5 protein-coding genes and 1 tRNA gene are annotated in these 6000 nt (G+C 64.3%); 1 reads left to right on the top strand and 5 read right to left on the bottom strand.

From position 1 onward, the window contains the following. Positions 1-669: 669 nt before the first annotated feature. The 3 genes from ACE3SL_RS13170 to ACE3SL_RS13160 all read right to left on the bottom strand — a co-directional run bounded on the left by ACE3SL_RS13170 (position 670) and on the right by ACE3SL_RS13160 (position 3511). A tRNA-Ile gene (locus tag ACE3SL_RS13170) sits at positions 670-745 on the bottom strand. Positions 746-815: 70 nt separating this feature from the next. Beyond that, positions 816-1841, bottom strand: a complete 1026-nt coding sequence (locus ACE3SL_RS13165; protein WP_374526191.1) for a polysaccharide deacetylase family protein — start codon at positions 1839-1841, stop codon at positions 816-818. Between the two features lie 32 nt (positions 1842-1873). Next, the gene (locus ACE3SL_RS13160; RefSeq protein ID WP_374526190.1) at positions 1874-3511 is read right to left on the bottom strand and encodes a histidine kinase dimerization/phospho-acceptor domain-containing protein; all 1638 of its coding nucleotides are present in this window, start codon (positions 3509-3511) and stop codon (positions 1874-1876) included. Between the two features lie 183 nt (positions 3512-3694). Here ACE3SL_RS13160 and ACE3SL_RS13155 point away from each other — a divergent pair, with 183 nt between their 5' ends. Beyond that, positions 3695-4168 carry an Lrp/AsnC family transcriptional regulator gene (locus ACE3SL_RS13155; protein ID WP_374526189.1) on the top strand — a complete coding sequence of 158 codons (474 nt, stop codon included), beginning with the start codon at positions 3695-3697 and terminating at the stop codon, positions 4166-4168. Between the two features lie 72 nt (positions 4169-4240). On the opposite strand, the gene ACE3SL_RS13150 is transcribed toward ACE3SL_RS13155, so the two are convergent. Next, on the bottom strand, positions 4241-5512 hold the full coding sequence (locus ACE3SL_RS13150) for a tetratricopeptide repeat protein (RefSeq protein WP_374526188.1): 1272 nt from the start codon (positions 5510-5512) through the stop codon (positions 4241-4243). A 159-nt stretch (positions 5513-5671) separates the two neighbouring features. Beyond that, positions 5672-5968 carry an Hpt domain-containing protein gene (locus ACE3SL_RS13145; protein ID WP_374526187.1) on the bottom strand — a complete coding sequence of 99 codons (297 nt, stop codon included), beginning with the start codon at positions 5966-5968 and terminating at the stop codon, positions 5672-5674. Positions 5969-6000 lie beyond the last annotated feature (32 nt).

Raw genomic sequence — 6000 nt, 5'->3', positions numbered from 1 at the left:
TGCGCGCGCCTCCGGTCGGGCTACGCCCGCCCTCCGCCGCACGCAGCGCAAGGCCATCTTCAACAAACCAGCATCATATCCGAAAAGGGGGTCCCTCTTCGACGCCGATCGGGGGTCCCTTTTGAACGCCGTTTGACACCCTGGCATTCAGAGGCATGCTAAATATGCTCCCGATCGACTCGGAGGGCGCGGCGGGGCGAGCGATCTGCCATCTAAATCATCCCGTCACGCCGCCTCAGGATTGTGCGATAGCTCCCAAAAAAGGGAGTAGGGCTGGTTTCATTCAGCTCCGTTGGCCTCGAACGCCCGCCAAGAGCGAATGGCCGGTTGGAGACATTACGATCACCAGCGAGACTATCCTTTCAACCCGTTCTGACGTTCTTCAGAGTATCCAATATGAGGCGCGAAGCCGTCGTGGATTGAGCGTGCCGCGATGCATCGTCTTAGGGAGTTTATGAAGCAAACCGCCGATCGTGGAGTTGCAACGTTCGGTTACGGACAATGGAAACGTAAGGGTTTCTCGACATCGCCGAGAATACCCCCAAACCGTTTCGTAGAGCCGAGAAACTTACCTATAGCACTGAAAAAATGATATAGTTTTCCATAGCTATTCCGGCTTGATCCAGAAAGAACGTAATAATAGTTTGATTTTATTGTATTTTCTAAAAATGGTGGGCCCGGCAGGACTCGAACCCGCAACCTAGCCGTTATGAGCGGCCAGCTCTAACCATTGAGCTACAGGCCCCCGTTTCCAAACCCGGCTGGGGGTCAGCGGGCGATAGCGGAGCGCGGCGGCGGTTGGCAAGCGACTTGGTTCAGGCCGCGGGCGCCCGGGACTCCGCCATCGCCAATATCCCCGCGGTGTCGATCGGCTCGATCCCGCGCCGCGCAAGATAATCCAGCACCACATCCCACCAGCGATAGAAAAGCTCAAGATCGGCGTTGCTTCGGACATAGGGCGTGTTGCCCGGCTGCAGCGATGGCGAGTGGAAGGAAAAGTTGAGCACCGGCAGCCCTCGGTCCAGCGCGATATCGATGGCGCGGCAAGCCCGCTCGGCGGGAATTCCCTCCGGCGTCAGCGCGATCCGCTCGGCAAGCCCGAGCCGCGCGAGCGCCGCGCGAATATGCGGTCCATTGCCCGCGATACGATGATAGAGGCGTTTTCCCTTCAGCCCCAGAAATCCGCCGAAGACCGTAGTCACCGGCATTTCGAGCACCGCTCCGTTCGCGGTGGATACCCACCAGGGCTTGAGCGGCGCAGCACGATAATCCGGGCCGTGTCCGCCGCGATAATCGAACCCTGAGCGCACCGATGTATCACATCGAAAGCCAAGCTCGGCGAGCATCGTCGCGGTATCGGGGCCTAGACCATAACGCCCGGCCCGATAGACCGTCGGCGCCACTCCGAACCGGTCGCGGATCGCATCGCGCAACGCCGTCATCTTGGCGCGTTGCAGCACCGGCGGCAGATTGCCGGTATAGCTGTTGCGCTCGTTCACCGGCTCGTCGTGCGGCGGCGTGACCCAGGGATGAAGCTGCGCGCCGATGTCGCAACGCCCCCCTGCATGCGCGTCGCCCAATATGGCGACCGCGCGCTCGTCCATGACTACCGGCCAATCGACGAGATAGATGGGCGTCACCCCCGCACGCTCGAAATAGCGCTGGCAATCCGTGAGCGCCGGCACGGAATCGAGCCGGTATCCGGTACGCGCGAACGGCGCCGACCAGTCGAAATCCTCTTCGGTGTCGATCGTCACCCAGAAACGCGGGCGTTCGCCGTCGCCGAGCCCGATCAGCCCGGCGGCGTCTGGATATGACTGGAAACTGCCCGCAGGCTGCACCTTTGCCCCCTTCGCCCGACCCGCCCGGCGCGCTATTCGCCCTGCTGGATGCCGCGTTCCTTATCGGTGCTCGGGTTGGCCGAGGGCAGATGCAAGGTCAAGGCGTTATGACCGATATCGAGACGTCCTCCCGCGCCGCGCGCCAGGCTGTCGACCAGCCGGAGTGAGAAGCCGAGGCTCAGAACGGCGGCTCCCGGTGCCTCGCCCTCGGGGCTGAAGCCGGGATCGAGCAGATCGGCAGCGGTCGCGAAGCGAATCGCAAGCGGCCGCACGATCCGAAGCTGCAGCATGTCGTCATGGCCGGGTTCGATCACCAGCTGGCCGACGAGCGCGGCGCCCGGTTCCGAAATATCGACGAGCGCGGTCAGCAGGCGGCCAATCATCCGCCTTGAGTTGGCATCGCCGACCTGGGCGAGAAACGGGCCGCCAACCCGCGAAATGGAGAGGTCGACACGCTGGTCGGCGAGCACAGCGCCAAGATCGCTCTCGACCTGCGTCATCACCACACCCAGGTCGGCGGTTTCGGCCAGCGATGCTGCAGGCGGCACCTGCGGGGTTCGCGCGGCGGTGTCGAGATCGTCGATGATCGACTGGATCGCCGCGGCATCGGCGACGATCGCTTCGGCCATCGCGCGGTAGGAGGCGCTGACCGGCCCAAACATCTGCCCGGAGATGATCTGGGCAAAACCCGAGATCGCGTTCAGCGGGCTGCGTAATTCGTGAATGAGCTGCCGGATCGAATCGCCCGACTCCGTGACCGCGGGGCGACCATAGGGCATTTCGCTCGGCTGCGGCCGCCGCGCGCTGCCGCGATAGCCGCGAAACTGTCCGGTTGCAGGGTCGAACCAGGGCAGCGCCGAAAAGCGCCACTCGCCCGCCTCCGCTGCGGCTCCTTCCAGCATCATCCGCGCATTGACGATCTCGGCGCGCTGGCGAAAAGCGCCAGCGGCCGCGCCGTCGGCGCCGGGCTCGCCGCCGAAGGCCGCATCGGCGATCGAAAGACCGACCGCCGCGCCGCGCGGCACGCCCTCGACCCATCGAATCAGGCCGTCGGGGCCCGTCTCGAACAGGAAGCCGTTGCTCGCCTTGCGCGGCGCTGGACGCGCGCGGGCCGACTGGAAGCGGTCGATGCGCCGAACCAGCTCGCTGATCTGGCTCGGCGCGCTATCCGCCACGCGTACAGGTTCGGCGGAGGGGGCTGCTGCGACCGGGAGCTCGTCCGCTGCGGTCTCAACCGCGGTCGCGGGCTGCGGCAGCGCGACCGATCCCGCGCCCAGGCTTTCGAGCGCGCGCCGGACATTTTCAGGCAGGTCGCTGCGCCCGGCGAGAATCGAACGCGCCGTTGCGGCGGTCGCGGGCAGGACGGCGAGCCAATCGGCCTCGGGCAGGCGCGCGCGCTGCAGCATCGCCGCCGAGACCGCGGGAACATCGTTCGCATAGAAAGCGACGAGCGGCGCGAAGCGGCCATGCCGCGCGATCGCCAGCGCACAGTCGCGGCGTACTTTTTCGGGGACCTGCGGCCGCAGCACGACCAGCGCGTGCAGCGCGCGCCGGACATCGTCATCGGACAGTTGATTGCCGCGCTGCGCCAGAATATCGGAGATCTGGCGCCACGCCGCGATACCCGCGCGACGATCCCGCGGCGCCTGGCGCAAGATGGTCGCGATCATCGAGTCAGCGGTCACGAAAAGCCGGCCCCACACCCTGTTCGTTGGTTAGCATTTGATTAGCGGCTAGCGTGAATCCCCCGGTCATGAAAGGGGCTTCACCATCCACGTCACATTGTGGGACAATTGCAATCGGCTGAAATAATATTATGGTCGCCGCAGTTTAAGAAAGCGGATGTTTCAAATATGGCGACCCAGAAATTTGATCAGATCGACTTGCAGATCCTCGGCGAACTACAGAAAAACGGGCGGATGACCAATGTCGAACTGGCGCAGATGGTCGGCCTGACGGCACCGCCATGCCTTCGCCGCGTGCGCGCGCTCGAAGAGTCGGGGGTGATCCGCTCCTACCACGCCGACCTCGATGCCGCGAAGCTCGGCTATGGCATCACCGTCTTCGCGATGGTCAGCCTCCGCAGCCAGGCGGAAAGCGACCTCAAGTCGTTCGAGGACTATGTGGGGCAGCTGCCCGAAGTGCGCGAATGCTATATGCTGAACGGCGAGATCGACTTTCTGCTGAAAGTCGTTGCCCGCGATTTGCAGAGCTTTCAGTCCTTCCTGACCGCGCATCTGACCTCGGCCCCGAACGTCACGAGCGTAAAAACGTCGTTGACGATCCGCACTGCCAAGCAGCTCGCGGGGATTCCCGTCGAAACCTGATGCAAATCAATCGGACGTGAAAAGGGCGCCCTCCCGCCAGGGAGAGCGCCCTTTTCTTGTTCGTCGAGGCGATCAGGTGGCGGGAGTCGCCGCCGGTGCGGCCTTTGCCTGCGCGCGAATCGTCCAGAGCTTCGCGAGTCGCGCACGATTACCCTGTACCTTCGCAAAGCTCGCGGCCGCCGCATCTGACTGGCCGGCGAGCGCCTGCGCGACACCGAGGCGATATTGCGCGACCGGATCGGTCGCCGCGATCGCCTCGTAGATCGGGATCGCTTTTGCATATTCGCCGATACCGACGAGTGCATCGGCGGTGCCGCGCGCAGCCTTGGCGTTGGCGGCCGTCACCGGCTTGCCCGCATCGGCGATCAGGGCCGAACGGTCGGCGTTGGCGCGATCGGTCTGCGACGCGAGAAGCGGACCAAAGCGGGCATCGCTCTTCGGGAAGACATTCTTCGCGAGCCCCTCGTTGATCACCGCGACGACCTCGCCCGGATAGCCGGCCTCGGTCGCGAGTGCCGCATATTCCAGATATTCGCCGCGATCGGTCATCGCCCCGGTCGCGCGCATCAAGCGCAGGATGTCGAGGTTCATATCCTTGTCGCCGCCCACCTGTTGCAACAGGATATAGAGCGTGTTGCGCCAGATTTGCGGCTGCGGATAGTCGCGCACGCGCAGGGTCAGAAGGTCGAGCAGGTCATCGGTCCGCTTGGCGGCCTGAAGCGCCTTCGCGGGGCGAACATAAAGATCCTCCGAAGCGATCCGGCCCGCGGCATGCGCGGCCTCGATCCCGGCCTTGGCCACCGCAAGCCCCTGATCGATCTGGCCGCCCTGCAAATAGCTGTCCATTAGCAAATCAGGCAGCGACGCTTCCGTCGATCCGGCAGCCTTCGCGGCTTCGAAGCGCGTGATCGCCTTCGGAAAATCCTTTTTCTGATAAGCGAAGCGGCCCGAATAGAAATTATAGAGGCCCGCATCGGCCGGCGGAACAAGGCCCGAATCGAGCGCCGTATCGAGCCCCTGCGCCTGCAGAGCCTCATCCTTGTTCAGAATGCCGAGCTGCAGCGTGTAGAAGCCGACGAAATATTTGTCGTCATTGGTCGAGGCGGCAGCCTGTCCTTCGGCGACCGCAGCCTGAAGCGCCGCGGCGTCCTTCGCTTTCGCCGCCGCTTCCATCTTCTTCGCCGCCGGCACGAAGCCGCTGCTGGGCTTGAGTTGCGGCCCCTTCGCCGTTTCTTCCTTCTTCGGCTTTTCCTTCGCCGCCACCGGAGCGGCCATCGCCATCATCGAACAGCCGAGAATGGCCGCCATTGCCGTTGCGGTCGTCGGGCGGAAACGGGTGAACATCGAAATCTCTCCTCAGAAACGGCCGCCTTGCCTGGACGCAAGTGAGGGCCCGCCGCGGTTCACAACGCGGCTAGACCCGTAGCGTTGCCAAGGCAAGACAACCGGGATCGATATTTCCATGAAGCGCGCCGCCTGAACGGCAATTGAACCTTTCAGGGATCAGGCGAGACTGTCGATCGCCGCGTTGATGTCGCGCAGAATCGCGGGGTCGCCCGGCGCCCCGTCGATCGCGACCTCCGCCATCTGGATCAGCGGGACGATGCCGAAGGTCGCCGCCAGGCTCTTCAGCCGTTCCGCGGCGACCCGCCAATTGGCATCGCAGCGCGCGCGGCGCATCAGGTCGGCCAGGTCGCGGGCGCCGGCGGCGAAGCTCGCGCGAAGCTCGCGCGCGACGACGGGATCGTCGCCGACCGCGGCGCTGATGTACCGGTCGAGGGGGCCGCTATCGAACGACATTTCACAACCTTCGCACGACGTGGTTAAGTTTC

Source organism: Sphingopyxis sp. (assembly GCF_041916015.1).
Taxonomy (GTDB): domain Bacteria; phylum Pseudomonadota; class Alphaproteobacteria; order Sphingomonadales; family Sphingomonadaceae; genus Sphingopyxis.
This window is presented reverse-complemented; position numbering and strand designations above follow the sequence as displayed.